Raw genomic sequence first — 26,170 nt, forward strand, 5'->3', positions numbered from 1 at the left:
GGACAAAAAACTCTAAATTCTTATTTTTACATCATATCGATATATCGGTCATGATAACCTAAAAGGTACAAAACTCCATCAAGTCCTAAGCTTGAAATTGAAGTTGAAGCACTTTCTTTTACTTTTGGTTTAGCGTGGAAAGCAATTCCCAACCCGGCTAAGTTTAGCATTGGTAAATCATTAGCACCGTCACCCACTGCAATTGTTTGATTGATGTGAATTCCTTCTTTTTCGGCGATGGCTTTTAAGTGTTCGGCTTTCTTTAAACCATCTACAATATCGCCTATATATTTTCCGGTTAGTTTACCGTCTTTAATTTCTAATTTATTGGCATGAACGTAATCGATACCCAATTCTTTTTGAAGATATTCTCCAAAATAGGTAAATCCTCCAGAAAGAATTGCAGTTTTGTAACCGTAATATTTTAAGGCTTTCATTAAACGATGAGCACCTTGTGTTATTGGTAAATTTTCGGCTACTTTTTGTAAAACTTCCTCACTTAAGCCTTCTAACAATGCCATACGTTGCTTGAAACTTTCGTTGAAATCAATCTCGCCATTCATCGCAGATTCTGTAATCGCACGAACCTGATCTCCTACCCCATTAAGCTCAGCCAGTTCGTCGATAACTTCTGTCTGGATTAAAGTGGAGTCCATATCGAAGCAAACCAAACGACGGTTTCTTCTGTAAATATTATCTTCCTGGAAAGAAATATCGACATTTAAAGTTCTTGAAATTTCCATAAAACTAGCAGTCATCAGGATCTTATTTACAATTTCACCTGTTACAGAAAGTTGGATACAAGAACGTGGATATTCTTCTAAATCAACTACAGAAGTTCTGCCTGTCAATCGAATAATAGAATCGATATTCAGGTTTTGGTCTGACATAATTTTAGTCACAGCAGCCAATTGTGAAGCGGCTAGTTTTTCGCCTAAAATATTAATGATGTATCGTTGTTTTGATTGTGATTTTACCCACTTTTCGTAATCTTCAATAGAAATGGGAATAAACTTTACTTTAATTTCTAATTCGTAAGCTTTAAACAATAAGTCTTTTAAAACAGGAGCCGAAGAAGATCCGGCTTCAATTTCGAATAAAATTCCTAAAGAAAGTGTGTCATGAATATCAGCCTGCCCAATATCTAAAATATTCGCATCGTACGTCGCCAATACAGCTGTTAAACCTGCTGTAACCCCTATTTTATCGTGTCCTGAAACTTTTAATAAAATAATCTCTTTATCTTCTATTGCCATTTTATGCTTATTGTTTTGAAGCGACAAAAATCGGCAATCTATCCTTGATAAAAAAGGATATTGTTTGTTTTTTTACAAACAAAAAGCACATAATCATGTGCTTTTTGAATTAATTTAACAATTATGTTCGGGTATTAAAATAACTTAACTTTTTTATTACTTATTAGGTTCGTTTACATCGAAATTCACCATCCAATTGACATCAAATTTATCGGTAAACATACCAAAATAGGCTCCCCAAAAAGTGTTATCCATAGGCATAAAAACGTTTCCTCCTGCTGAAAGTCCGTTGAAGATTCTATCGGCCTCTTCTTTGCTTTCAACATTAACCGAAACAGAAAAGTTTCCTCCAAATTTCACATCTCCGGATTGTTCATTACTGTCGCTTCCCATCAAAATAGTGTTTCCAATTGGTAATGAAACGTGCATTATTCGGTTGGCATCTTTTTCAGAAAATTCAGCGCAGCCTCCGTCTTCGGCAGCCGGCATATCTTTAAATTTTCCGATATAAGGAAATTCTCCTCCAAAAACTGATTTGTAAAATAGAAATGCTTCTTCGCAATTTCCGTTAAAAACTAAATAAGGGTTTACTGATGTTGCCATGATATTTTTTGTTTTTTTGTTATAGTCTGTATTCTATTTTCTTTATTCTATTCTCTTTCCTCTATTTTTCAGAAAGTTCTTTAACCGTTTCCAATCCTTTTGGAAAAGCTTCCTTAAAATAATCGATATATTTTTCGACTACGTCAACCTGAGCGACCAAATCGACAAATTCATCATCGGGTGTTAAACGGTAGGTTTCCATTGCACCGCTCCACTTTTTTGTTTCTTCGTCGATAGGTAATTCCTTGAAATCTTTTATTTCTCCTAGATGCTTAAAAGCCATATATTCATTTGGAATTTTCTTTTCGATGATGCTGTTCATTCCTTCTCCGTTTGGAGACATGAAATGAATTTTATCGCCTTCATTCCAATCGCTTATTGCATAGGATCCTTCACAAAAAGCTCCTGTCCATTTTTTATACGTCTCGTCGTTCCATAAAACTGACCAAACTTTTTCTGCCGAAGCTTTGATTCTAATTTTAAATTCTAACGTTTCAATTGTTTCCATAACTATGATAATTTACTAAAATCCATAAATAAAACATTCCAGCGATGACCGTCTAAATCGGCAAAAGCACAGCCATACATCCAGCCCTGACTTTCGGCAGGTAAAGCAAAAACATTTCCTCCTGCTTCTGCTGCTTTTTTTGCTAGTTCGTCCACTTCTTCTTTGCTTTCTGCATCGATCGAAATTAAAATCTCTGAACTCGTTTGTGTATCAGTCAATTTGTTTTGAGAAAAACTGGCAAATAATGACTCTTCAAAAAGCATTACAACAAATTTTCCTTCGCCAACAACCATACAGGTAGAATTTGGCGTATCATGTTCTTCATTAAAAGAGAAACCTATTTTCGAAAAAAAAGCTTTTGATTTTGCCACCTCTTTTACCGGCAAATTCAGCCATATTTGTTTTGTCATCTTTAATATTTTACGTTTAACATTAAATTATTTTAACCACATAGAATTATTAAGAAAATTTAAATAAATGAGTTTTATTAAATCGAAAAGAAGCTAATACAGATTTACACATAAAAAACAATTTAAAATAAAACCAAATTCCACCCTATTACACTACTGCTGTAAGTAGTTTTTATTTTTGTTTCTTGTTTAAGAACTTTTCAATCATTGGAACCACAAGTTCGCTTTCTTTAAACTCGGGAGTAATTGTTGTGATTTCTCCAATATATTCTCCGTGTCCACCCGGAATTATTGCCAATTCAGAGTTTGCAATTTGTCTATGAAGTTCTATTGCGTGCTCGGGCAAAATAACATCCTTATCCCCAATAATAATTAAAGTAAGTGCATTTATGGATTTGATTTGTTTGTCTGAAATGTCTTTGAAATTCAGCATTCTCTTTACATCTCTATCGTGCATTATTTGCAATCCAGTTGTATCTGCAGCAACTTTTTTGTATCCTTCTTTCAGTTTTTCAGGCATATTTTCCAGCTTTGCCTGAGACATAAAACCCCAAAACCAATCAGGAACTCCATTACGTTTAGCAAGCGCTGAGCCCACAATTATTTTGTCGACAATTTCAGGATGTCTAATTGCAATTTGCAAAGTTGTGGTGCCGCCGTTACTGAAGCCAAAAAAGTCTGCCTTGGCAATGTTCAGATTTTTAAGGAGTTTGGCAATATCGTCTGCATCTTGTTCAAAAGTAAGGTCAGCGTTTCTGTCGTTTGTACGACCATGAGCTTGTAATTCAACTGCAATTACTTTTCTGTTTTTAGCAAGCAAAGGAATAATTTTTTCATAATTTGTCTGAATAGTAGATCCTCCCCCATGTATTAAAAAAAGTGGCTTGCCTTGCCCATAAATCTCATAATACATTTTCAGTCCATTCACGTCAGAATAGCCGCTTTTAAAATTTAAGCTACCACTTCTCGTTGCCTCCATACTATTTAGTTTTTCTGTTTTGTCATTGCACGAAATCAATGTTAAAATTATCAATGCAAAATAAATGATTGCTTGTTTCATATTATTTCCTCGTTGTGAAACTCTAAAATACTCAATGACTTATGCCTATGTAAAAAACATCTAATTATTCTCGACATAACTTTTAAAATTTTCCAAAATTGCCTGCCAGCCTCCGCGTTGCATTTCTTCAGGATTTTGCGTTTCAGGATCGAAGCTTTCGATTACTTCAACTCCGCTTGGTGTTTCTTTGAAAGTAATTTCAACCTTTCTTCCATCTGCCATGACATATTCAATGGCTTCGTTTTGTTTTACCAAAGTATATTCGCCTTCAAAATCAAAACTCATACTACCGTCCTTTGCTGCCATAGTCGATTTGAATTTTCCGCCTTCTCTCAAATCATTTTCCGCGTATGGTGTGTGCCAATCTGGAGAAGCAAAACTCCATTTTGTAATGTGTTCCGGCAATGTCCAGAAATTCCAAACTTTCTCTATTGATGCATTGATTGTGTTTTGTACTGTGATCATTATATTTTATTGTTTATTGTTTATTGAATTGTTCTTTAAAATTCTGAATAATAGCGCTTCAAAATTGTTCTTGCATCTCTTCAGATTACATTTCAGTAGGAATCTGGCTTTCATCCATATAAAAAATCTCCCAATGATGTCCGTCCAAATCAAAAAAATCTCTTTGATACATCCAGCCATAATCTTTAGCTTCATTATGTACTGCACCTCCAGCTTTAACAACCGCTTCCAGAATTTCGTCAACCTTCTCTCTACTTTCAACAGAAATCGCCGCAATCATTTCTGTGCTAGTTGTTGTATTGCAAATTTCTTTTTGAGTAAATGTTTGAAAAAAATCTTCTAATAAAAGCATTGCAAATATATTTTCACCAATTATAAGGCAAGTTCCTTTTTCATTTGTGAATTTTGAATCAAACGAAAAACCCAATTGTTTAAAGAATGATATCGACTTATTTAAATCTTTTACAGGAAGATTTAAGAAAATTTTTGTTTTCATATTTATAAAATTACAAATTATCTGACACAAATTTAGAATTTTAGAACAGGCTTTAGATCATAATAAAAGTCAACTTTAGGGTCATTTAAGACAAATTACTTATTTTTGTAATGATATTAACTTTCCCAAAAGACGAAAACCATGAGCAAGAAAATAGCTTTAATTGTACCGCATGATTATAAACTACTAAGTATAGCAGCTATTTTGGAAGTTTTTGAGACAGCCAATAAATTACATAAAGGAGCTGAAAAACCCTTTGAAATAATGGTTTTTCAATCGGTTGAACAAATCGAGCAAAAACATTTGTTTGGTTATGAAGTGAATGCGATCGAAACTTCAGATATAAATCTGGAGCTTATCTTGATTCCGGCTTTTACAACCGATAACATGAGTGACATGATCGCGAAGAATAAAAAATTTATTCCGTGGCTGCAAAAACAACATAAAGCCGGAGCTGAACTCGCTAGTTTTTGTACGGGTGCCTTTTTATTTGCCGCTTCTGGTTTATTAAATGAAAAACTCGCTACTACACATGTTGATGCCTGCAGTGCTTTTACAAAAGCTTTTCCTTTAGTAAAATTAAAATCAGAAGAAACGCTAACAGCTGACGGAAGTTTATATACCAGTGGCGGATCGACCTCATCCTTTCATTTACTCATTCTTTTGATTCAGAAATATTGCGGAAATGAAATTGCGGTGCAAATTGCCAAAATTTTCTCGATTGATTTAAACCGATACAAACAAAGTTACTTCAGCACCTTCAGACCGAATCATCTACACAATGACACTTTGGTTGCCATGTTACAGCAAAAAATAGAAAGCCATTACAGTACCATTGAAAAACTGGAAGAAATTACAAAAGATATTCCAACAAGTGCCCGAAACATGACAAGAAGATTTAAACAAGTTACCGGAATTCCACCAATTGAATATTTACAAAATATTAGAGTCGAAAGTTCTAAGAAATATCTCGAACAGACGCAACTTTCCATCTCGGAAATTATCGAAAAAACAGGTTATAACGATCCTAAAGCTTTCAGAAAAGTTTTTTATAAAATGGTTGGGATGAAACCGATTGAATATCGTGAGAAATTTAGAGTGCAATAAAAGAGTTAGTTTAATGGCTTTTTTCTTATATTTACTTTCGATTTTTAAAACCAAAAACATGAAAAAAATAATTTTGATTTGCCTAACCATGTTCTTTTTAATCAGTTGCAATTCTGATGATATTGTAATCGACGGATTTAATTATGATGCAATTTTAAACATTTCTCTCACTAATACAAAGAGTGATGACTTATTAAATCCCGATAATTCAAGTGCTATCGATCAAAGTAAAATTAAAATACTTTATCTGGTTAAGGGTAAATTAATTCAAGAACCGAACGGTACTGATTATCCTCGAAATTTTATGATTTACAAACAAGATGGTCTCAACATTATTCGTATTTTCTTAAATAGCTCAGCAGAAGAACAATATCCTCAAACTTATATTCAATGGAGCGAAAATAATACGGATATCATTAAAATTGAATATAACAGAACCTCAAATTCTGTTACCAAAAAAACAATTTGGTTAAATGACAAATTAGTTTCTGACATTGAGCCTTATTTAAAAGTTATAAAATAGCACATTTCTTTAAAACCCAAAAAAGACTGATGAAAAATCATCAGTCTTTCTTTGATTTATTTTTTATACTTGTTTCGAAAAAACTTAAAGAGCAAATACAATATATATACTATGATTATTAGTCCAATGATATTTATAATTTGCCAAATAAGTAAATGACCATCGAAATCTTCAATAACTTCATTCATAATGCGATAATTTTTGTAGTTATATTATAAAGATACAAAATCCGGATAAATAAAATTACAACGAAAAGCCATCTGATTTTACAATCCACATTAAAACATTTTTATTCTGTTTTAAAATCTTATCTATTTCTGTCATACTTTCATTACAAACCGCAGGACATCCCCAACCTTCCGGAGTTCCTTCAGGGTAAACCTCATCGTTTGGAATGGCTTCCCAGGAATGTAAAACTATTGCTCTGTTTACAGCATTTGAATTTGTTTTTTTCTTTGCCCTCAAGAGATAATTTACTTTAATTCTCCATTGAATTACGCCTCTATCTGAAATAACATATTTACCAACAGAAGAACAATGCGAATCGAATCCATTACTTACTGGCACATCTTGTTTTGAAGAAATTCTTCCCCATTGATTATCGCCACAGCCATGACTTACTATATATGATTTTAAAATTTTATTTTCTTTGAAATCATAAAGAAAAAACTGCTCAAAAATCAACAGATATAAAAAACATCCATTTAAATGTTTTTTAAAATCACAGAGGAAATGTTAAAATATTAGTTATCAAAATCATAATCAACTCACTTTTAACAACTTGTCTAAAAATGAAAGTATTTACTTATCATTTTACGGAATCACGTAAATTATATCTTAAATTTTATGGTAGGTTTGTAGGAATAATAATTAAAAATATAAAAATGAAAAAATTAATTGCATTATTTTTAGTAGCTACAGTTTTGTCTTGTAGTAGTGAAGATCAAACAAGTCAGTCTCCTGACGCAGCATCTAATTCTTTATCAGTATTAGATGGAAAATTACTTTCTTTTAAAGATGATGAATCTTTTATTAAAGAATACAATGGATTAACCGAATTAAAAACAGGTACGAAACTTCAGGATTGGATTTCAGAAAAAGGACATCCTTCGTTGTTAAATATCAAAAAAACTGAGGAAGAACTAGACAACGAAACTGAGGCTTCAAAAGATCATTATTCAGATGCAATAAAAGCAATTTTAAACTCTGAATCAAAACTTAAAATTGGAGGAAAAGTTATCTGGCTTAATGATGATAAACTTTACAAGCTAGAAGGAAGCAACGAAACAAAGAGTCCTGAAGAGCTAAAATTATTAAAAAAATTAGAAATTTATGGTCGTATTTCGGGTAAAATTACTAAAAAAGATGTGACTTCCAGAGAGATTCCTAATGCTAACAGACTAAAGGAATGGAGTACTCAGTACAATAATGGTCAAAGAGAAAAAGTAATTTCAATAGGATTGTTTAATGAAACCATTTATTTAAATGGCGTGGTACAAAGTACTAAAATGTTCATTAAAGTTCTTAGCCTAGGAAAATATTGTTCAGTTTGGAAATGTAGATGGAATAGTGAAAACAATGGTAATGTTACTCTTGGTTTGTGGTTTAACTCAAACTGGGGTAATGGAAACTTTACTACTCAATTATCAGATGCAAATAATTCAGTAATGATTGCTTCTGGTTATGATTGGTCACCAAATTTCGCATTCGATGGTTTACCAACTGCAACTGTTACTTGGGTTGATGGTTATACTGGAATTACAAAGACCTGGTCACAACAATTATCCTGGTATTAGAAATTAGGCATAACTAATCCTGCATAACTGACACGGAATGTAAGACAAATATCCTTAATAAACACCTGTGAAAAAAAGCTTTCACAGGTGTTTTCTTTTATAATTTTTCATTTTGAATACTATTTTTTGATACATTTCGATCAGATCTATACTAGAACTATCAAAAACAACAAAAGTTAAGACTTGATAACCCACATTAAAACTTTTTTATTTGTTTTCAAAAGTTCGTCGATTTCTTTCATACTATCATTAGAAACTGCCGGACATCCCCAACCTTCCGGAGTTCCTTCTGGGTAAACTTCATCGTTTGAAACTGCTTCCCAGGAATGTAAAACGATTGCTCGGTTTAAAGCGTTTGAATTTGTTTTTTCTTTGCCCTGCAAGAGATAGTTCACTTTAATTCCCCATTGACTTACACCACGATCTGAAATAACATATTTCCCTATAGAAGAACAATGTGAATCAAATTCATTACTTACTGGAGCATCCTCTTTTGAAGAAGTTCTTCCCCATTGATTATCACCACAACCATGACTTACTATGTAGGATTTTATAATTTTATTTTGTTGAAAATCATAAATGAAAAATCTTTTTAAGCCCGAATGCAATCCTAAATCTATCAGAATGAATTTGTTCTGATTTAGATTATTGTTTTTGCAATATTGCTTTGCTTCCTTAAAATATTCATTATAATCAACCGCTTCGATTTCTCTACGCGGTTTTTCACTTGAAATGAAATCCGCTTTATATTTTGCTTTCGAAACACTCATTTGCTGAACATCTCTTCTCTTATTACAAGAAAAGATAAGAATACAAATCACTCCAAAGATTATTTTTTTCATGTGTACAATTTACATAAAAATAGAAACGAAAAACAGTTTCAAAAAAGTATAAAAAAACCTGCTCAAATAAAGGAACAGGTTTTAAATATTATAAAATCAATTGCTAATTAAGAAGCAATTTCCATTCTTTTCAGTAAGTTTTTACTCAAAGTATGTCTTGCATAATCTTCATCGATTGTCAGGACTTTATCATCTGAGCTTGGTAATTCATACATGGCGTCAGTTAAAATTGCTTCACATAATGAACGCAATCCACGAGCACCTAATTTGTATTCTAAAGCTTTGTCAACAATAAAATCTAATGCTTCATCTGTAATGGTGAATTCAACATCATCCATTAAGAATAATTTTTGGTATTGTTTTACCAAAGCATTTTTCGGTTGAGTCAAGATTGCACGCAAAGTTTCTTTATCTAAAGGATCCATGTGTGTCAAAACCGGTAAACGGCCAATAATCTCCGGAATCAATCCAAAATCTTTAATGTCTTTTGGAATTATATATTGTAATAAATTATCCTTGTCGATGTTATCTACGTTTTTAGACGTAGAATAACCAACTGCCTGACGGTTTAAACGTTTTGAAATAATACGTTCCACGCCATCAAAAGCTCCACCGGCAATAAACAAGATATTCTGCGTATTCACCTCAACAAATTTTTGATCTGGGTGTTTACGTCCTCCTTTTGGTGGCACGTTAACAACAGTTCCTTCTAATAATTTCAATAAAGCTTGTTGTACACCTTCACCAGAAACGTCACGTGTTATAGACGGATTATCGCTCTTACGGGCAATTTTATCAATTTCATCAATAAATACGATCCCTCTTTCTGCTTTGGTTACATCGTAATCAGCCGCTTGTAAAAGACGTGTCAAAATACTTTCGACATCTTCTCCCACATAACCCGCTTCTGTTAATACAGTTGCATCAACAATAGCCAAAGGAACGTCTAACATTTTTGCGATAGTTTTAGCTACCAATGTTTTTCCGGTTCCGGTTTGACCTACCATAATGATGTTACTTTTCTCAATCTCTACTTCATCGTCTAATTGCTGTTGCATTAAACGTTTGTAGTGATTATAAACCGCAACTGACATTACTTTTTTTGTCTGATCCTGACCAATAACATACTGATCTAAGAAAGCTCTGATTTCTTTTGGTTTCTTTAAAATTAAATCACCAACTAATTTTGCGCTTCCGCTTGATTTTAATTCTTCTAATACAATTCCGTGTGCTTGTTCAATACACTTATCACAGATATGCGCATTAATACCAGCAATCAATAAATTAGTTTCTGGCTTCTTTCTTCCACAAAACGAACATTCTAATACTACTTTTGCCATTCTTTACTTAAGTTACTAAGCTGCAAAGATACTAAGTTTCTAAGCTTTTTAATTTAAAACTTAAAAACTTAGCCCTTTACAGCTTAATATTTTTATTTTATTTTTCAATTGACAGAGAGAACTTAAAACTTCGTACCTCTTCAATTTAGAGACTTTAAAATTATCCTCTTCTTAATACTTCATCAATCATTCCGTATTCTTTTGCTTCGTCAGCTTTCATCCAGTAATCACGCTCACTGTCTTTGTGCACTCTTTCAAATGTTTGTCCTGAATGTTGAGAAATGATATTGTATAACTCATCTTTCAGTTTCAACATTTCACGTAAGTTGATTTCCATATCAGTTGCAACACCTTGTGCTCCTCCTGATGGCTGGTGAATCATTACTCTTGAATGTGGCAAAGCCGAACGTTTTCCTGCCGCTCCTGCACATAATAACACAGCACCCATTGAGGCTGCCATACCCGTACAAATTGTCGCTACGTCTGGTTTGATATATTGCATGGTATCATAAATTCCTAATCCTGCGTAAACACTTCCTCCAGGAGAATTTAGATAAATTTGAATATCTTTTGATGCATCAGCACTTTCTAAAAATAATAACTGAGCCTGAACGATATTAGCGATTTGATCGTCGATACCAGTTCCTAAAAAGATAATTCTGTCCATCATTAATCTTGAAAACACGTCTAATTGAGAAACATTTAGCTGACGTTCTTCAATAATGTATGGAGTCATGTTTGTTGGGTTCATCGCTGCTACGATTTTATCGTAATACATTGCGTTTACTCCTTGGTGCTTTGTAGCAAATTTTTTGAATTCTTTACCGTAGTTCATATTTTAAGTGTTCTAAGTTTTACGTAATATCTGTATATTCTTCCATCAAAGGTTATACCTCTTTATAAAGGATGTCAATTTGTCTTATTTTAAAATTGTTTCAGGTTTCAAGTTTCAGGTTTATTGAAGTTCGAAAACTTGAAACAAATAAAAGAGCGTCAAGAAAAATCTCTTGACGCTCAAATATAACTATTTTTTATCTTTCAATATCTGTAATAAAATCTTAAAATTTAGAATAAAACGAATTGGCTGTACTCCTAACTTTTGACTTTATAACTTTTGACTTTTTAGACAGAAATTATTCTCCGTAAGACGCAGCGATAAATTCTTCGTAAGTTACTTCTTTAGTTGTTGGATTTGCTTTTTCTTTAAACACTTCCAATAATTTTTCAGCAACTACTTGCTCAGATAATCTTTTTACTTCTTCCTGATTAGATAAAACTCTAGCTACAATTCCTTGTACTTCTTCGTCAGTTGGATTTGTTTGACCAAATTGAGCCATTTGTTGTCTGATAGCGTTTGTTGTAAAAGCTTTCAAATCTTCAAATGTAATTTGGATATTACTTTGAGCCATTGCTTTTCCTTCGATTAATTGAAAACGTAATCCTTTCTCAGATCTTGCGTATTCAACTTCAGCTTCTTCTGCAGAAAGTTTTTTCTCTCCAACAGTTTGTAACCATTTTTTAAGGAATTCAGCTGGTAAATCAAACTTTGTATTTTCGATCAGGAAATCCTGAACGTCTAATAATAATTTTTGATCTGCTTGTTGCGCGAATTGAGCTTCAGCATCTTCTTTAATTTTAGATTTCAAATCTTCTAAAGAAGCTACTTTTCCTTCACCAAAAAGTTTATCAAATAATTCCTGGTTTAATTCAGCCAATTCAGCTCCGTTGACAGCCTCGATAGTAAAGTTTACTTCGATATCTAAACCGTGAACATCATCATGAGCTACTTTTAAGTAATCCATTAATTGGTGATCATCTTCAAATAAACCTTTTGTACTTACTGTTACAACATCACCAACTTTTTTACCGATGAATTTATCCCCTGCTTTTTTGTTGAATGTAGATACAGAAATTGTAGTTGTATTGTTAATACCTTTTTCTTCGTTAGAGAAAGTTCCGGTTAAATCAGAATCAGCTTCAACTTTATCTTGTGGAATTGCTTTTCCGAATTGTTTTTGGATACGCTCTACTTGTCCGTCGATTAATTTATCATCAGCAGTAACGATATATTTTACGATATTATTTTTTGCTTCTAAATCAATTTCGAAGTTAGGAACCAAACCAATTTCGTATTCGAAAGTTAGTTCTTCAGCATCCCAATCAAAGTTTTCGTTTTCTTTAGCAAGAGGAGTTCCTAAAAGATTTAATCTTTCAGATTGAACAAAACGCTCTAAAGCCAAATCAACTACTTTCTTAACTTCTTCCTGCTTAATTGCTTTTCCGTATTGTTTTTCAACAAGGTCTTTAGGAACTTGTCCTTTTCTAAAACCTTTAACGGTAGCCAAAGGCATTTTTTCGTTTATTCTTTTTGCTACTTGACCTTTATAATCCATGTGAACAACTGTCATTACAATCGTTTCATTCACAGCGTCTATTGCTACTCTTTTAATATCCATCTTCTTCTTTAATTTACATAATAAAATTGGGTTGCAAAATTATAAAATTTTTGCAACCCAACCAAGTTTTTAATCTATTGTATTTGAAGCGGTTTTTAACCCGCTTATATTTCAATTTATTTATCGTCTCCTAATATTTTATAAGTAATAGACTGAAGGATTGACAAGATGATACTAAAGAATAAAGCTGTCCAGAATGTATCGACCGCAAAACCTCCTACTATATTAGTACACAGCAGAATAATAATAGCGTTAATTACCAATAAAAACAATCCTAAAGTAATGAATGTAACCGGCAATGTCAGGATTACCAAAATTGGTTTTATAAAAAGATTTAATAATCCCAGTACGACTGCAACGATTATAGCTGTAGCAAAACTGGCAACATGAACTCCTGGCAGAAAATTAGCAATCAGTAAAACTAAAGCTGCGGTAACAAGAAGTCTAAGTATTAATTTCATAATTTATGATTTAAAAGTTTTAATAAAAGTACTAAAATTTTTATCAAAAAGATTACTCTTTTAAAAACTCCGTTGTCATCTCAAAAAACATTTTAGGGTTTTCTGCATGAAGCCAATGTCCCGCATTTGGAATCGTTTCGAATTTAACATTTGGAAAATGCTGACTAATCAAATCAAAATCAGCATCTAAAATATAACCCGATTCTTCTCCTCTAATAAACAAGGTTGGTTTATCAAAAACCAAATCATCTGCTAACGCTTTTCCGATGGCTTCGAGATTATTATTGAAAACTTCCAAATTAAATCTGAAAGCCAATTGTCCGGGTTCTTTCCAATATAAATTCTTCAATAAAAATTGTCGTGTTCCAAAATCCGGAACATATTGCGCTACAATTGCTTCAACATCATTTCGGCTTGGTTTAACTGAAAAATCGACAGCATTTAAACCTGCCAAAATATCCTGATGGTGTTGTTTATAAAATCTCGGACCGATATCAGCCACAATCAGTTTATCTACAATTTCAGGATGTGTCGTTGCAAAAAGCATCGCTACTTTTCCGCCCATTGAATGTCCCAAAATATCAATTCTCGTTAATTGATTTGCCTGACAATATTCAAATACGTCTTGCACCATGGCTTCATAACTCCATTCATCTGAATGAAAACTGCGACCATGATTTCTTAAATCTAAAATATGAACCTGAAATCCGGCTTCTACATATTGTCCGGCAAGTGTTTTCCAGTTATCAGACATTCCAAGAAACCCGTGCATAATGATAAATGGCTTTCCGTCGCCTTCTATTTTTGAATAAAGCATATTATTTCAATTTATTTAAATACATATTCACCACATTATCCAAACCAAGATAAAGCGCTTCTGCAATCAGGGCGTGTCCGATTGAAACTTCTAATAATCCTGGAATGTTTTGCTTAAAAAACTGAATATTATCCAAACTTAAATCATGACCGGCATTGATTCCTAAACCTAATTCATTTGCTAATTTTGCGGCTTTCACATAAGGATCTATTCCACTTTTATTTCCTAAAGCATATTCATGCGCAAATGCTTCAGTATATAATTCAATTCTGTCGGTTCCTGTTTTTTTAGCACCTTCTATCATTTCCAAAATCGGGTCAACAAAAATCGAAGTTCTAATTCCATTACGTTGAAATTCCTGAATAACCTCTGTTAAATAATCCTGATTTTTTATTGTATCCCAACCTGCAGACGACGTAATTGCCCCAATTGCATCAGGAACCAACGTAACCTGAGTTGGCTTACATTCTAAAACCAAATCGATAAAATTATGCTGAGGATTTCCTTCAATGTTATATTCAGTATAAACTATGGATTTTAAATCTCGTGCATCCTGATAACGTATATGACGCTCATCTGGACGTGGGTGAATAGTAATTCCCTGCCCGCCAAATTTCTGAATGTCGCTAGCTACTTTTAATAAATCAGGAACATTTCCCCCACGTGCGTTTCTTAAGGTTGCAATTTTATTGATATTTACACTTAACTTTGTCATATAAGTAGATAATTAATTCTAGTAACACTATATTTGTTACGACAAAAATACAAAGTAAAACGTAGCAGTTTTTGCTATTTTTTGATTATTTTGCATCAAATATCTCCAACTGATTTATGACAGAAATTACCAACTATATCACAAACGATTTTCGAGCGATTGATAGTCAGGAAACGATAGCCTCGGTTCAGGACTTTTTTGCCGATGTTAATTTTTCGCATTTTCCGGTTTTGGAAAACAATATTTTTATTGGAAGTATTGCTTCTGATGATGTTGAAACTTTTGATACTGATAAAAAAGCGATTGACTACAAATACACTTTAGAACGTTTCTTTGCCAGAAAATCAATGTTGTGGCTTGATGTTTTAGAAGTTTTTGCCAAAAACCACACTAATACAGTTCCGGTTATTGATGAAAATAATACCTATGTAGGTTATTATGAGATGGAAGACATCATGAAATTTTTTCAGGAAACTCCATTTTTAAAGGAACAAGGCGGTATTATAATTGTTCAAAAAGGGCTTTTGGATTATTCAATGGGACAGGTAACCCAAATTGTAGAAAGTAACAATGGTAAAATTTTGGGTTGTTTTATATCTGAAGCTGATTTAGAAAACGTTCAGATAACAGTAAAAATTGGTGTTGGACCAATGAATGAAATTATTCAGACATTTAGACGATACAATTATGAAATCGTTTCAGAACACCAGGAAGATGCTTATATTAATAGTTTAAAAGAACGTTCTGACTATTTGGACAAATACCTGAACATATAAAATTAGATGATTAGATAATGTGTCAATAGATAATTTCTAAAAACTGACTATTATCAAATTATTTAATTTTTTAATTGACACATTGCCACATTATCTAATTATCGAGTTGACATATTATCTAATTAAAAAGAATGAAAGTAGCCATATACGGACAGTATTATCAAAACAGTACAGAACCTATTATTAAAGATATTTTTCAGTTTTTCAAGTCCAATAATGTAGAAATGGTAATTGAAGAAACTTTCCTGAAAATGCTTTATGAAAAAGAGCTGATAAAAAGAGAATACAAAACTTTTTCTGCCAGTACATCTCTGGACAGCAGTTTTGAAATGCTTATTAGTATTGGCGGTGACGGGACTATATTGAGAGCAGCAACTTTAGTTCGCAACTCTGGTGTGCCAATTTTAGGAATCAACGCAGGAAGATTAGGTTTTTTGGCAACAGTTCAAAAAGAAAAAATTGACAGCTTTTTGCAATTTGTAATCGACAAAAAATATACTACTACAGAAAGAACATTGTTGAGTCTGACTTGTGAACCACAAAATGATGCCATTGCAGAAATGAATTTTGCCATGAACGAAGTTACGGTAAGCCGAAAAGACACCACTTCGATGATTACTGTTGAAACATATCTGAATAATGAATATTTAAATTCGTACTGGGCAGACGGATTAATCATTTCAACTCCAACAGGCTCAACGGGATATTCCCTTAGTTGTGGCGGACCAATATTAACTCCGAATGTAGCGAGTTTAGTAATTACACCCATTGCACCACATAACTTAACTGCAAGACCATTGGTAATTCCTGATGATACCGAAATAAAACTTCGTGTTTCCGGAAGAGAAGATCAATATTTAATTTCACTAGACTCCAGAATTTCATCTGTAAAAAATGAATCTGTTTTAACCATCAAAAAAACAGATTACAAAATAAAAATGGTAGAAATCCCAGGCGAAACCTTCTTAAAAACCCTGAGAAACAAATTGCTTTGGGGAGAAGACAAAAGAAATTAAACCTTTTTCTGATTCCACACTATACGATAATACCACATTTTCCCGTTCTGCATGTAGTGAATCATCATTAAATGTCTCAAAATCATATCGTAAATTGAAAAAAAAGCACATTTAACTAAAGGAACGTTGATTCGTATCGATAATTATTATATTTGCACGCAATTTTGAATTAAATGAAGAAAATTTTTAATTTATTGTTATGTTTTTTCCCCTTTATCACACTAAATGCTCAAATCAATGAGATAGGTGTTTTTCTTGGCGGAAGCAACTTTGTAGGTGACGTAGGAAGCACAACTTATATTGCACCTGAGAAATTAGCTTTTGGTGTTTTGTATAAATGGAATAAAAGTCCTCGCCATTCTTATAGATTCTCGTATACACAATCTAATGTGTCAGCTAATGATGCCGCTTCAGACGAAACAGGGAGAAACAAAAGAGGCTACAGTTTCAGCAATACTATTAAAGAAGTATCAGCTGGATTAGAATTTAATTTTTTTGATTTCAATTTACATGAATCTGGTTTAAAAGTCACACCTTACGTTTTTTCGGGTTTAAGCTTTTTCAATTACAGAGAATTTCACAGAGATCCCTCTACCAGCCAGCTAACAAAAGGAAATTACGACAGCTCACTTGCTATACCTATTATATTAGGAGTAAAGTCAAACATAAGCAGACGTCTTGTTTTAGCTGCAGAAGTTGGAGCGCGCTATACATTTGCAGACAACATAGACGGAAGCAATCCCGAAGAGGATAGTGCTTATCGTTTTGGAAATTTAAATAATAATGACTGGTATGTCTTTTCAGGTATTACTTTAACCTATACCTTTGGACAAAAACCTTGCTATTGCGCAGAATAATACAATGAACCTAATAGACTCTATAGACAAAACAAACTTACCTAAACATCTGGCCATTATTATGGACGGAAATGGACGTTGGGCCAAACAACAAGGCTTTCTACGTGCTTTCGGTCATGAAAACGGAACCAAATCGGTAAAAAAAACAATTACTACTTGTGCCAAACTTGGTATAGAGTATTTAACCCTTTACGCTTTTTCAACAGAAAACTGGAATCGTCCTAAACTGGAAGTTGAAGCTTTAATGAAAATATTAATTAATTCACTAAAAAAAGAACTGGTTACGCTGCAGGAAAACAACATTAGACTTAACGCAATTGGAAATCTTGAAAAGTTACCAAAGTCAGCTCAAAAAGAACTTCTTGACGTTATTGATAAGACAAAAAACAATACGCGTCTCACTCTAACTCTGGCCTTAAGCTACGGATCACGGGAAGAATTGGTAAATGCTGTTAGAATCATCAGTGATAAAGTTAAAAATAATATAATTTCATTAGACACTATTGACGATTCAATTATAAATGAGCATCTTTACACGCAAAATTTACCTGATGTAGATTTATTAATACGAACAAGTGGAGAACATAGAATAAGTAATTTTTTGCTTTGGCAAATAGCCTATGCAGAATTATATTTTACTAATGTCTTGTGGCCAGACTTTAAAGATCAAGATTTATATGAGGCTATTATTAGTTATCAAAAAAGAGAACGTAGATTTGGAAAAACCAGTGAACAAATTAAATAATTTTTTAGTGTTACAAAAAAGAATACAACTAGTCTTTACCCTACTTCTTTTGGGTAGTTTTTCACAAATAAAAGCACAAGAAAGAGTCCCTTTTGATCAAGGAAAAAAATATATTCTTGCTAAAGTTTCTGTTGTTGGTAAAATAAGCTTCAATGAACAAACTGTTGTTACTTTTTCTGGACTTCAAAAAGGACAGGAAATAACTGTACCAGGTGAAGAAATCAGTGGCGCAATTAAAAAATTAGGAAAACTTGGCCTATTTGATGAAATTGCTTTTTATGTAAATAAAATTGAAAATGACAGTATCTATTTAGATTTGGATATCGTCGAGCTTCCTAAATTAAACGAAGTTAAAATTGTTGGCGTTAAAAAGAGTAAAATAGAGGGACTAATTAAGGATAACAACCTGACAAAGAACAAAATTGTCAACGAAAACCTAATTACAACCACGAAAAATTACATTGAAAACAAATACAAAAAAGAAGGTTATTACAACACTAAAGTAACTATAACTAATACTCCAGATACTACTGCCGGAAATCAGGTAAATATGCTTGTTCGTATAGATAAAGGCGATAAGGTAAAAATAAGCAGTATTGATTTCATAGGAAACAAACAACTTACTGACTCTCAATTGAGAGGAGCGATGAAGGATACAAAACAAAAAAATGTTTTCCGTGTTTTAAAAGCTTCAAAATTTATTCCTGAAAAATATAAAACCGATTTAGAAAAGGTGATTGCCGCCTATAAAGAAAAAGGATATCGTGATGCCCGTATTATCTACGACTCTGTTACTTACAACAAAGAGAAGAATATGCTAGCGATCAAAATTAATATGGAAGAAGGAAATAAGTACTACTTTGGAAATATTAAATTTTTAGGAAATACCGTTTATTCTGACCGTACTTTAAATGGCTTTTTAGGAATTAAAAAAGGGGACACCTATAATGGGGTTTTACTTGAAAAACGAATTGCAGACAATACTAAACCTGATGCAGAAGATATAACTAACCTCTATCAAAATAATGGTTATTTATTTTCAAAAATTAACTCTGTAGAGGTAAGAACAGTTAACGATACAATTGATTTTGAGATCAGAGTTACTGAAGGTCCGATTGCATATTTCAATAAAATATATGTAACTGGAAACGACAAAACTAATGACCATGTTATTTATCGTGAATTAAGAACCAAGCCAGGTGAAAAATACAGTAAAGAACAATTAGTAAGAACAATCCGTGAAATCGGTCAATTAGGATTCTTTGATCCTGAGGCTATCAAACCTGAATTCAGAAATGTAGATGCAGGAGCAGGAACAGTAGATATTGAATACCAGGTGGTAGAAAAAGGATCAAGTCAGGTTGAACTTCAGGGAGGTTACGGTGGAGGTGGTTTCATCGGAACGTTAGGGCTTTCGTTTAATAACTTTTCTGCAAGGAACATATTCAAAAAAGAAGCCTACAAACCTTTGCCAATGGGAGATGGTCAAAAAGTAGCCCTTCGTCTACAAGGAAGTACTTATTTCCAAACCTATAGTTTGTCATTCTCAGAGCCTTGGTTTGGAGGAAAAAAACCAGTCCAATTTAGTTCATCTATATCATATAGTAAGCAGTTCAATAATAATTATATTACCAGAACTGTTGATAAAAGCCAAAGTTTTAATATTTTTACAGTACAAGTTGGTTTAGCTAAACGTCTTACAGTACCAGATGATTATTTTGTGCTATCACAATCTGTGAGTTACCAACATTATGATTTGAATAATTATTATACAGGATTATTTACTTTTGGTAACGGAGCATCAAGAAACTTAGCTTATACTATAGGACTTTCAAGAAGTAATAAAGGGGTAAATCCAATTTTCCCAATGTATGGTTCCGAGTTTAGTATTTCGGCAAAAGTAACACCTCCATATTCATTGTTTAATGGAGTTAATTATGCTGACTTACCAAATCAAAAAGAATATAAAATGCAGTATACCGGAGAAAACACTTCTGGAGCTAATAACCAACCATTAAACAACGGTGATTATGTAAAGGTAGCAGGTACAGACGGATCAGGTCAGCCTTTATATAACAGTGTTGGATCTGATTATGCAAGTGCCGATACCGATCAGGCTAAAGTTGACCAGAAAAAATATAACTGGCTAGAATATTACAAAGTAAAATTTAAAGCTGACTGGTATACTAAAGTTTATGGCAAACTAGTATTACGAACATTAACAGAATTTGGTTTCTTAGGAGCTTATGATCAGGCAAGAGGAGTAGTGCCTTTCGAACGTTTCTATTTAGGTGGAGACGGAATGGCAAACTACTCAATGGATGGTAGAGAAACAATTCAGTTGAGAGGTTATCCAAACAACTCGTTAACTCCAGTAAATGCTGCTGGTGAACAAATTGGAGCAACAATTTATAACAAATTCTCAATGGAATTACGTTACCCAATTACATTGAAAGCGTCAGCGTCTATTTACGCATTAACGTTCTTGGAAGCTGGTTCATCTTATCCAACATTTAAAGATTATAATCCGTTTGACTTAAGTCGTTCGGCTGGTGTTGGTTTACGTGTATTTATGCCTGCATTTGGATTGTTAGGTATTGATTTTGGATATGGATTTGATGCACTTCCGGGATCTGTTACTAATAAAGCAAACGGTTGGGAAACGCACTTTATCATTGGTCAACAATTTTAGTCCAATTTTTAGTACATTTGGCTAAAAATTTGAAAATAAAGTAATGTTATGAGAAAACAATTTTTATTTATATTTTTAGCCCTGATTGTAGCAAGTACAAGTGAGGCTCAGACAAGAACCACTCGAATTGGCTATATCGACATGGAATACATTTTGGAAAATGTTTCTGATTACAAAGAAGCCACAGCTCAACTAGAATTGAAGGCTCAAAAGTGGAAACAAGAAATTGAAGCCAAAAAAATAGATATAAATACGCTTAAGGAAAGCCTTAAAGCAGAAAAAGCTTTATTGACCAAAGAGCTTATTGATGAAAGAGAAACAGAAATTAAATTTCTCGAAGATGAAATGCTGGATTATCAGCAAAAGCAATTTGGTTCTAATGGAAATTTAATTCATCAGAAAGCAGCATTGGCAAAACCAATACAGGATCAGGTTTTTACTGCTGTTCAGGATATTGCTGAAGCTAAAAATTACGATTTCATTTTTGATAAATCATCAGATTTGACAATGCTTTTCAGCAATAAGAAATTTGATATCAGCGATCAGGTCATTCGTATTTTAAATAGAACTGATAAACGCGAGCAATTGACTAAAAAACAATTGAAAGATCAGGAAGCGAAAGAAAGTAAAGAAAATGCAATTGACGAAAATCCGGCGATGGCAGACCGCCAAAAAGCGCTTGACGAGAAAAAGGCAGCGAGAGAAAAACTAATTGAAGACAGAAGATTAGAACAAGAGGCCAAGAAAAAAGAATATGACGACAGAAGAAAAGCAATATTAGCAGAAAGAGAAGCCAAAAAAAATGGCACGGTTTCTGAACCTGCAAAAACAACTGAAGCCACAAAAGCAACTGAAACAGGCACTGATGCTACGGCCAAACCTACTGGAACAGGTGAAACACCAACAGCTGAACCAGCTGTAAATAAGGCCGAAGAAAGACAAAAACTTTACGAGCAACGTAAAAAAGAATTAGAAGAGAGAAGAAAGAAAATACTAGAAGAAAGAGAAGCGGCTAAGAAAGCAAAAGAAGCCGAAACACAAAAATCAAATACGACCAATAATTAATTAATATTTTTAAAAATGATGAAACAAATCAAAACTTTACTAATTGCTGCCATACTAATTTTAGGAGCAAGTAACACAATGAATGCACAGGCTAAGGTAGCCCATGTTGATGTTAGCGAGATTATGTCGAAAATGCCTGCAATGCTTGATGCTCAAAATCAACTACAAAAATTAAGTGCTACATATGATGCTGAATACAAAAAAATGATTGAAGAATATCAAACTAAAATCAAAAAGTATGAAGCTGAAGCTACTACAGTAACTGAGGCTGTAAATACAGAGCGTTCTAAAGAAGTTCAGGATATGCAAGGAAGAATTACTTCTTACAGAGATAATGCTCAAAAAGAATTACAACAAAAAGATTCTGACATCGTAAAACCAATCATGGAAAAAGTAAAAGCTTCTATCCAAAAAGTTGGAAAAGCTAAAGGATACCAATACATATTAGATGGTTCTACTTTAATCTTAGCTGATGGTCCAAACATTACTGCTGATGTAAAAAAAGATTTAGGGTTCTAAAAAAAATGGATCTCTTATTATAAACTGCCCAAATTTTAAAAAAAGTTTGGGCAGTTTTTTTTGTATATTAATTTAAGATTAAAAAACAATAGTATTCTCTAATTTCAGTTTACTAAGGATATAAATCTATTTCAAAAAAATACTAAATTTGTAGTATGACGAACAACAATCCTATAGGCGTTTTTGATTCCGGTATTGGAGGAACTTCCATTTGGAGCGCCATTCACGATCTACTCCCAAACGAAAAAACTATATATTTAGCTGATAGCAAAAATGCTCCGTATGGTCAAAGAACCAAAGAAGAGATTGTCGCTTTAAGTAAAAAGAATGTTGATTTTTTACTTGAAATGAACTGTAAATTAATTGTTGTAGCCTGTAATACTGCAACAACAAATGCAATTCGAGAACTTCGAGCAACTTATGACATTCCATTTATAGGAATTGAACCTGCAATAAAACCTGCAGCTAATAATTCAAAAACGCAAGTAATCGGAATTTTAGCTACCAAGGGAACATTAAATAGCGAACTGTTCAATAAAACTGCAGAAATGTTTCAGCATACTACAATTATTGAACAAGTTGGTCACGGCCTTGTTCAGCTTATTGAAGACGGAAACCTGAACTCGCCAGAAATGACTCAATTATTAGAATCATACTTGCAACCAATGATTGATGCTAATATCGATTACCTGGTGTTAGGATGCAGTCATTACCCCTATTTGATTCCACAGATCAAAAAAATCCTCCCTGAACATATTCAGATTATTGATTCCGGAGAAGCCGTGGCTCGTCAGACACAAAATATTTTGCGCGAAAAAGTTGGATTCTCTGATAACAAAAAAGGCGAGCCTGAATTCTATGTCAATTCAGATCCCGCCGTTTTAGAGTCTATATTAAATTATAAGTATCCGGTAATAAAAAAAGATTTTTAACTCCCCTATTCTATTTTTCGTTTAACGAACCAGATTCCATCTAATGATAAATTAAGGGATATTTTATGGTATTTTTCTTTTATTAGATTATCTGAAATTTTTCCCTTTTGACCATAAGAGTAGGAAATATTTAAAGCTGAATAAGTGTTTTCTATTGGAAGAGAAAGCCCAATAGAGATAGCTGCGTTATTTACACGTTTACCATCAACCTCAAGATAACCGGTATCAAAATTTGCTCCCGCTGCATACTGAACACTATCCCAATATTTTCGAAAATTTTTTTTTGCTCTATAGGTAAATCCAAGTGCAAATCTATCCTGATTTACAAAATCGCCATATAATTCAGATTGATTGGAATCCTGCCATAAACTTTTTTCGTAATCTAATGTCATATTCAGATTATTCCTAAAGCGCTTACTAATCCCCACTCCAATCTCTAAAGGCATATAATAATCATCTGTATCAGAGGCAACATCTGATTCTATAGTAGTCACAACCTCATCCGTAATAGTTTGAACCGTCTGAACTTTAGATGCCTTAATTTGAGTTGGCATTTTAAGCGTTGAACCAATTGTGAACGTAGAATCAATTTTATACTGCGCTCCTAAAGTCGCGCGCAAACCATTATAATCTGTCTTTTTATGGATGTTTGTAACTGAACTTACTATTAAAGAAGTGCGATCATCAGTTGTATTTCCAAATAATAAAGCAGCTGAGACTCCAACTGACAACTTTTTTCCAAATCGATATCCGTATGAAAAATCAAAATTATTTAATCCTCCAGAACCAGTAGCCGTCAGGTAATAATATTCCTGGCTGTTTTCAATTGGTAGTTTTAAATTAGAAATTTTGAATGTTGCACTCGAATATGGTCTCAAAGCCACACTAAAACCAGATTTCTTTGTAACTGGAAAAGCAAAAGCAATATGCGAAAATTGAAAATTATTACGATTCTCTGTTCTCGAACCACTCTGATAGGTTGTTGCGATAGCTTTGCCTCCAATATCAAACATAAAATGATTTTGGGGCAAATATCCTAATGAGGATGGATTCAAATTATTAATAAATGTGTCTGATGGCAAAGCAATTCCAGACGATCCAATAGAAGGGATTGCCCCAAAATCAGAATCGTATAAACTCCCAACTCCATATAATGAATAAGGTGAACTTGAAATACTTTGGGAAAATGAAGTCAACGACATCAATATGGCGCCACTTAAATAAACTATTTTACTTTTCATTTAATAAGAGATGTAATAAATTTTAAGTTGAATTTTATTGTCCGTATGTTTTTGATCTCCCAAAACAATTCTGTTTACAGCTTTAGAAATTCCTGGTAACGTCAGAATCAGAGAGGATCTGGAATCAGATTGTTTCCACATTTCTTCTTGTAGAAAACCACCAACAGGAATTACATACCCAACACTTTCATTAAACTCATCGCTTTTCTTATTCAAAGTACCATATACATAGGTTCCTGCTGTATTTTGTAAAGAACCACTGATTCTATTTAAATTATCTGCTACATAAACTTTCAAAGAATCCGCTAAAGGATATTGCTCTGAATAGGAATTATTGACAGGTTTTAAAAGTAACTCTGCATTAACAATAGCACCTTTATCTGAAATATACTTAAGTTGTTTAATATTTGGGAAATCAATTCTGCAGGCTACACCCGTTCCAGATTGAATAAACCCTTGTCGATTTGTAAGCGAACTTGATAATTTACTACTCGAAATGGGTAAATTTTGAAGTAAAGTTCCTGTTTTATCCAAAGAAATAGAATTAAACTGTTTTGATGCATCCGAAATCGTAAAATCAACTACATAAGGCGTTTCTTCTGTATCTGCCTGATATTTTGAATAATACAATCTAACTTTACTCATCCCTCCTTTAAAGCCAACTACGCTCGAAGAATTCGAAGTTGAAGAAACCAATACAAGTCCTTTCAAATATTCTGAAAAACTATCAAAATCTGTAATTTCTCTTTTCTTTAATTTTTGAAAAATTGCTGCACCAAATTCATCATTCATTTTTATTGTAATAGAATCCTTTTCGGTAGGTCTTGGCTTATACGAAATTGTACCAATACTTTCATCACTATAACTCAAAACAGAGTTATTGTAAAAACTGTCGTCCTCTGTATTTGGTTTTACTCTCTGAGTCAGACGATGAATATCAAAAGTTTGCACTTTTGTAGTATCACCATAATAATAATTATCGTATTTCAGAATCATTGCAATAGAATCAAAAACGTAATTTGTTGTTTCGGTGTCTGAACCTCCATTATTTAAGCTGTAAGTGCTTGGGGTTAGCTGAAAATAACTATTGGATTTTACTTTCCCAAAAACTGGATCATCATAACTCCCAATTAATATCCGGCTCTGACTGGAAGTCACAAGCGAATCAAAATTTATAGTTGACATTTCGACTGTCACAGTATCAATCAAAACAACTTTGTTACTTAAAGCTAAGTAATCTGACCCTACAACAAATTCGCCGGCATCTGTATCTGTACCACATGAAAGCATCGTGATAAGAAAAAACAACATTAGTATAAACTTGTGCATAATAATTTTTTTGAACAAATATAAAATGCACTCCCCTGCACCACACTATAACATATACAGCCTAGCATTTTTATACTATAAATAGCAGTAAATCATCTACAATAGCATTTGGGCCATAAATACTTCATTCGGCCTTAAAAAAG

Annotated in this window: 28 protein-coding genes; 11 read left to right on the top strand and 17 right to left on the bottom strand. The window is 33.0% G+C overall.

Annotated elements, in window-relative coordinates; translation table 11 throughout:
- Window positions 1-26 precede the first annotated feature (26 nt).
- The 7 genes from serB to Q7C23_RS20795 form a co-directional block, all read right to left on the bottom strand.
- Complete coding sequence (gene serB / locus Q7C23_RS20765; RefSeq protein ID WP_375034300.1) at window positions 27-1,256, bottom strand: phosphoserine phosphatase SerB; 1,230 nt, start codon at window positions 1,254-1,256, stop codon at window positions 27-29.
- 156 nt (window positions 1,257-1,412) lie between these two features.
- Entirely contained in the window at window positions 1,413-1,859 is a 447-nt protein-coding gene (locus tag Q7C23_RS20770) for a VOC family protein (RefSeq protein WP_375034301.1), read from the bottom strand.
- 61 nt (window positions 1,860-1,920) lie between these two features.
- Window positions 1,921-2,367, bottom strand: a complete 447-nt coding sequence (locus Q7C23_RS20775; protein WP_375034302.1) for an SRPBCC domain-containing protein — start codon at window positions 2,365-2,367, stop codon at window positions 1,921-1,923.
- Window positions 2,368-2,369: 2 nt separating this feature from the next.
- On the bottom strand, window positions 2,370-2,777 hold the full coding sequence (locus tag Q7C23_RS20780) for a VOC family protein (protein WP_375034303.1): 408 nt from the start codon (window positions 2,775-2,777) through the stop codon (window positions 2,370-2,372).
- Between the two features lie 172 nt (window positions 2,778-2,949).
- Complete coding sequence (locus tag Q7C23_RS20785; protein ID WP_375034304.1) at window positions 2,950-3,837, bottom strand: alpha/beta fold hydrolase; 888 nt, start codon at window positions 3,835-3,837, stop codon at window positions 2,950-2,952.
- 60 nt (window positions 3,838-3,897) lie between these two features.
- Window positions 3,898-4,302 carry an SRPBCC family protein gene (locus Q7C23_RS20790; protein WP_375034305.1) on the bottom strand — a complete coding sequence of 135 codons (405 nt, stop codon included), beginning with the start codon at window positions 4,300-4,302 and terminating at the stop codon, window positions 3,898-3,900.
- An 85-nt stretch (window positions 4,303-4,387) separates the two neighbouring features.
- A complete protein-coding gene (locus Q7C23_RS20795; protein ID WP_375034306.1) occupies window positions 4,388-4,798 on the bottom strand; it encodes a VOC family protein in 411 nt (136 codons plus the stop codon).
- Window positions 4,799-4,939: 141 nt separating this feature from the next.
- On the opposite strand from Q7C23_RS20795, the gene Q7C23_RS20800 reads away from it, so the two are divergent.
- Both Q7C23_RS20800 and Q7C23_RS20805 read left to right on the top strand, forming a co-directional pair.
- The gene (locus Q7C23_RS20800) at window positions 4,940-5,905 is read left to right on the top strand and encodes a GlxA family transcriptional regulator (protein ID WP_375034307.1); all 966 of its coding nucleotides are present in this window, start codon (window positions 4,940-4,942) and stop codon (window positions 5,903-5,905) included.
- 58 nt (window positions 5,906-5,963) lie between these two features.
- Window positions 5,964-6,428 carry a hypothetical protein gene (locus tag Q7C23_RS20805; RefSeq protein WP_375034308.1) on the top strand — a complete coding sequence of 155 codons (465 nt, stop codon included), beginning with the start codon at window positions 5,964-5,966 and terminating at the stop codon, window positions 6,426-6,428.
- A 243-nt stretch (window positions 6,429-6,671) separates the two neighbouring features.
- Here the strand turns inward: Q7C23_RS20805 and Q7C23_RS20810 are convergent, their stop codons facing one another.
- On the bottom strand, window positions 6,672-7,112 hold the full coding sequence (locus tag Q7C23_RS20810; RefSeq protein WP_375034309.1) for a murein L,D-transpeptidase catalytic domain-containing protein: 441 nt from the start codon (window positions 7,110-7,112) through the stop codon (window positions 6,672-6,674).
- 200 nt (window positions 7,113-7,312) lie between these two features.
- On the opposite strand from Q7C23_RS20810, the gene Q7C23_RS20815 reads away from it, so the two are divergent.
- A complete protein-coding gene (locus tag Q7C23_RS20815; RefSeq protein ID WP_375034310.1) occupies window positions 7,313-8,224 on the top strand; it encodes a hypothetical protein in 912 nt (303 codons plus the stop codon).
- A gap of 176 nt (window positions 8,225-8,400) precedes the next feature.
- Here the strand turns inward: Q7C23_RS20815 and Q7C23_RS20820 are convergent, their stop codons facing one another.
- The 7 genes from Q7C23_RS20820 to Q7C23_RS20850 form a co-directional block, all read right to left on the bottom strand.
- Entirely contained in the window at window positions 8,401-9,066 is a 666-nt protein-coding gene (locus Q7C23_RS20820; protein WP_375034311.1) for a murein L,D-transpeptidase catalytic domain-containing protein, read from the bottom strand.
- A 107-nt stretch (window positions 9,067-9,173) separates the two neighbouring features.
- Entirely contained in the window at window positions 9,174-10,406 is a 1,233-nt protein-coding gene (clpX, locus tag Q7C23_RS20825) for an ATP-dependent Clp protease ATP-binding subunit ClpX (protein WP_194657998.1), read from the bottom strand.
- 160 nt (window positions 10,407-10,566) lie between these two features.
- On the bottom strand, window positions 10,567-11,241 hold the full coding sequence (gene clpP, locus Q7C23_RS20830; RefSeq protein ID WP_072975431.1) for an ATP-dependent Clp endopeptidase proteolytic subunit ClpP: 675 nt from the start codon (window positions 11,239-11,241) through the stop codon (window positions 10,567-10,569).
- A gap of 298 nt (window positions 11,242-11,539) precedes the next feature.
- Window positions 11,540-12,862 carry a trigger factor gene (locus tag Q7C23_RS20835; protein WP_375034312.1) on the bottom strand — a complete coding sequence of 441 codons (1,323 nt, stop codon included), beginning with the start codon at window positions 12,860-12,862 and terminating at the stop codon, window positions 11,540-11,542.
- 116 nt (window positions 12,863-12,978) lie between these two features.
- Window positions 12,979-13,323, bottom strand: coding sequence for a phage holin family protein (locus tag Q7C23_RS20840; RefSeq protein ID WP_375034313.1), 345 nt, complete (start codon window positions 13,321-13,323; stop codon window positions 12,979-12,981).
- 52 nt (window positions 13,324-13,375) lie between these two features.
- Window positions 13,376-14,140 (bottom strand): alpha/beta fold hydrolase, encoded by a 765-nt coding sequence (locus Q7C23_RS20845; protein WP_375034314.1) that lies wholly within the window; start codon window positions 14,138-14,140, stop codon window positions 13,376-13,378.
- 1 nt (window position 14,141) lies between these two features.
- Window positions 14,142-14,855 (bottom strand): pyridoxine 5'-phosphate synthase, encoded by a 714-nt coding sequence (locus Q7C23_RS20850; RefSeq protein WP_375034315.1) that lies wholly within the window; start codon window positions 14,853-14,855, stop codon window positions 14,142-14,144.
- 116 nt (window positions 14,856-14,971) lie between these two features.
- Between Q7C23_RS20850 and Q7C23_RS20855 the strand changes: the two genes are divergently transcribed.
- The 8 genes from Q7C23_RS20855 to murI all read left to right on the top strand — a co-directional run bounded on the left by Q7C23_RS20855 (window position 14,972) and on the right by murI (window position 23,457).
- Window positions 14,972-15,631 carry a CBS domain-containing protein gene (locus tag Q7C23_RS20855; protein ID WP_375034316.1) on the top strand — a complete coding sequence of 220 codons (660 nt, stop codon included), beginning with the start codon at window positions 14,972-14,974 and terminating at the stop codon, window positions 15,629-15,631.
- Window positions 15,632-15,762: 131 nt separating this feature from the next.
- Window positions 15,763-16,647: an NAD kinase gene (locus tag Q7C23_RS20860; protein ID WP_375034317.1), complete on the top strand. Its 885-nt coding sequence runs from the start codon at window positions 15,763-15,765 to the stop codon at window positions 16,645-16,647.
- Between the two features lie 173 nt (window positions 16,648-16,820).
- Complete coding sequence (locus tag Q7C23_RS20865; RefSeq protein WP_375034318.1) at window positions 16,821-17,504, top strand: DUF6089 family protein; 684 nt, start codon at window positions 16,821-16,823, stop codon at window positions 17,502-17,504.
- 4 nt (window positions 17,505-17,508) lie between these two features.
- Window positions 17,509-18,249: an isoprenyl transferase gene (locus Q7C23_RS20870; RefSeq protein WP_194657986.1), complete on the top strand. Its 741-nt coding sequence runs from the start codon at window positions 17,509-17,511 to the stop codon at window positions 18,247-18,249.
- Window positions 18,182-20,941: an outer membrane protein assembly factor gene (locus Q7C23_RS20875; RefSeq protein WP_375034319.1), complete on the top strand. Its 2,760-nt coding sequence runs from the start codon at window positions 18,182-18,184 to the stop codon at window positions 20,939-20,941. Before Q7C23_RS20870 ends, Q7C23_RS20875 begins: the two co-directional genes overlap by 68 nt.
- A 48-nt stretch (window positions 20,942-20,989) precedes the next feature.
- Window positions 20,990-22,006, top strand: a complete 1,017-nt coding sequence (locus tag Q7C23_RS20880) for an OmpH family outer membrane protein (RefSeq protein WP_375034320.1) — start codon at window positions 20,990-20,992, stop codon at window positions 22,004-22,006.
- 15 nt (window positions 22,007-22,021) lie between these two features.
- Window positions 22,022-22,525, top strand: coding sequence for an OmpH family outer membrane protein (locus Q7C23_RS20885; protein WP_375034321.1), 504 nt, complete (start codon window positions 22,022-22,024; stop codon window positions 22,523-22,525).
- A 155-nt stretch (window positions 22,526-22,680) separates the two neighbouring features.
- Window positions 22,681-23,457 carry a glutamate racemase gene (gene murI / locus Q7C23_RS20890; protein ID WP_375034322.1) on the top strand — a complete coding sequence of 259 codons (777 nt, stop codon included), beginning with the start codon at window positions 22,681-22,683 and terminating at the stop codon, window positions 23,455-23,457.
- Between the two features lie 5 nt (window positions 23,458-23,462).
- On the opposite strand, the gene Q7C23_RS20895 is transcribed toward murI, so the two are convergent.
- Window positions 23,463-24,698: an aromatic hydrocarbon degradation protein gene (locus Q7C23_RS20895; RefSeq protein WP_375034323.1), complete on the bottom strand. Its 1,236-nt coding sequence runs from the start codon at window positions 24,696-24,698 to the stop codon at window positions 23,463-23,465.
- Entirely contained in the window at window positions 24,699-26,027 is a 1,329-nt protein-coding gene (locus tag Q7C23_RS20900; RefSeq protein WP_375034324.1) for a DUF4270 family protein, read from the bottom strand.
- Between the last annotated feature and the right edge of the window lie 143 nt (window positions 26,028-26,170).

The sequence above is a fragment of the Flavobacterium sp. LAR06 genome, assembly GCF_041946075.1.
Lineage (GTDB): Bacteria > Bacteroidota > Bacteroidia > Flavobacteriales > Flavobacteriaceae > Flavobacterium.

What these genes read in the sequence shown, in the direction of transcription:
- Q7C23_RS20820 (WP_375034311.1), bottom strand. Translation starts at nt 9,066, where the DNA reads ATGAAAAAAATAATCTTTGGAGTGATTTGTATTCTTATCTTTTCTTGT.
- Q7C23_RS20875 (WP_375034319.1), top strand. Translation starts at nt 18,182, where the DNA reads ATGAGGCTATTATTAGTTATCAAAAAAGAGAACGTAGATTTGGAAAAA.
- murI (WP_375034322.1), top strand. Translation starts at nt 22,681, where the DNA reads ATGACGAACAACAATCCTATAGGCGTTTTTGATTCCGGTATTGGAGGA.
- Q7C23_RS20855 (WP_375034316.1), top strand. Translation starts at nt 14,972, where the DNA reads ATGACAGAAATTACCAACTATATCACAAACGATTTTCGAGCGATTGAT.
- clpP (WP_072975431.1), bottom strand. Translation starts at nt 11,241, where the DNA reads ATGAACTACGGTAAAGAATTCAAAAAATTTGCTACAAAGCACCAAGGA.
- Q7C23_RS20790 (WP_375034305.1), bottom strand. Translation starts at nt 4,302, where the DNA reads ATGATCACAGTACAAAACACAATCAATGCATCAATAGAGAAAGTTTGG.
- Q7C23_RS20850 (WP_375034315.1), bottom strand. Translation starts at nt 14,855, where the DNA reads ATGACAAAGTTAAGTGTAAATATCAATAAAATTGCAACCTTAAGAAAC.
- clpX (WP_194657998.1), bottom strand. Translation starts at nt 10,406, where the DNA reads ATGGCAAAAGTAGTATTAGAATGTTCGTTTTGTGGAAGAAAGAAGCCA.
- Q7C23_RS20840 (WP_375034313.1), bottom strand. Translation starts at nt 13,323, where the DNA reads ATGAAATTAATACTTAGACTTCTTGTTACCGCAGCTTTAGTTTTACTG.
- Q7C23_RS20770 (WP_375034301.1), bottom strand. Translation starts at nt 1,859, where the DNA reads ATGGCAACATCAGTAAACCCTTATTTAGTTTTTAACGGAAATTGCGAA.
- Q7C23_RS20900 (WP_375034324.1), bottom strand. Translation starts at nt 26,027, where the DNA reads ATGCACAAGTTTATACTAATGTTGTTTTTTCTTATCACGATGCTTTCA.
- Q7C23_RS20795 (WP_375034306.1), bottom strand. Translation starts at nt 4,798, where the DNA reads ATGAAAACAAAAATTTTCTTAAATCTTCCTGTAAAAGATTTAAATAAG.
- Q7C23_RS20780 (WP_375034303.1), bottom strand. Translation starts at nt 2,777, where the DNA reads ATGACAAAACAAATATGGCTGAATTTGCCGGTAAAAGAGGTGGCAAAA.
- Q7C23_RS20815 (WP_375034310.1), top strand. Translation starts at nt 7,313, where the DNA reads ATGAAAAAATTAATTGCATTATTTTTAGTAGCTACAGTTTTGTCTTGT.
- Q7C23_RS20860 (WP_375034317.1), top strand. Translation starts at nt 15,763, where the DNA reads ATGAAAGTAGCCATATACGGACAGTATTATCAAAACAGTACAGAACCT.
- Q7C23_RS20835 (WP_375034312.1), bottom strand. Translation starts at nt 12,862, where the DNA reads ATGGATATTAAAAGAGTAGCAATAGACGCTGTGAATGAAACGATTGTA.
- Q7C23_RS20865 (WP_375034318.1), top strand. Translation starts at nt 16,821, where the DNA reads ATGAAGAAAATTTTTAATTTATTGTTATGTTTTTTCCCCTTTATCACA.
- Q7C23_RS20800 (WP_375034307.1), top strand. Translation starts at nt 4,940, where the DNA reads ATGAGCAAGAAAATAGCTTTAATTGTACCGCATGATTATAAACTACTA.
- Q7C23_RS20880 (WP_375034320.1), top strand. Translation starts at nt 20,990, where the DNA reads ATGAGAAAACAATTTTTATTTATATTTTTAGCCCTGATTGTAGCAAGT.
- Q7C23_RS20885 (WP_375034321.1), top strand. Translation starts at nt 22,022, where the DNA reads ATGATGAAACAAATCAAAACTTTACTAATTGCTGCCATACTAATTTTA.
- Q7C23_RS20845 (WP_375034314.1), bottom strand. Translation starts at nt 14,140, where the DNA reads ATGCTTTATTCAAAAATAGAAGGCGACGGAAAGCCATTTATCATTATG.
- serB (WP_375034300.1), bottom strand. Translation starts at nt 1,256, where the DNA reads ATGGCAATAGAAGATAAAGAGATTATTTTATTAAAAGTTTCAGGACAC.
- Q7C23_RS20805 (WP_375034308.1), top strand. Translation starts at nt 5,964, where the DNA reads ATGAAAAAAATAATTTTGATTTGCCTAACCATGTTCTTTTTAATCAGT.
- Q7C23_RS20870 (WP_194657986.1), top strand. Translation starts at nt 17,509, where the DNA reads ATGAACCTAATAGACTCTATAGACAAAACAAACTTACCTAAACATCTG.
- Q7C23_RS20775 (WP_375034302.1), bottom strand. Translation starts at nt 2,367, where the DNA reads ATGGAAACAATTGAAACGTTAGAATTTAAAATTAGAATCAAAGCTTCG.
- Q7C23_RS20785 (WP_375034304.1), bottom strand. Translation starts at nt 3,837, where the DNA reads ATGAAACAAGCAATCATTTATTTTGCATTGATAATTTTAACATTGATT.
- Q7C23_RS20895 (WP_375034323.1), bottom strand. Translation starts at nt 24,698, where the DNA reads ATGAAAAGTAAAATAGTTTATTTAAGTGGCGCCATATTGATGTCGTTG.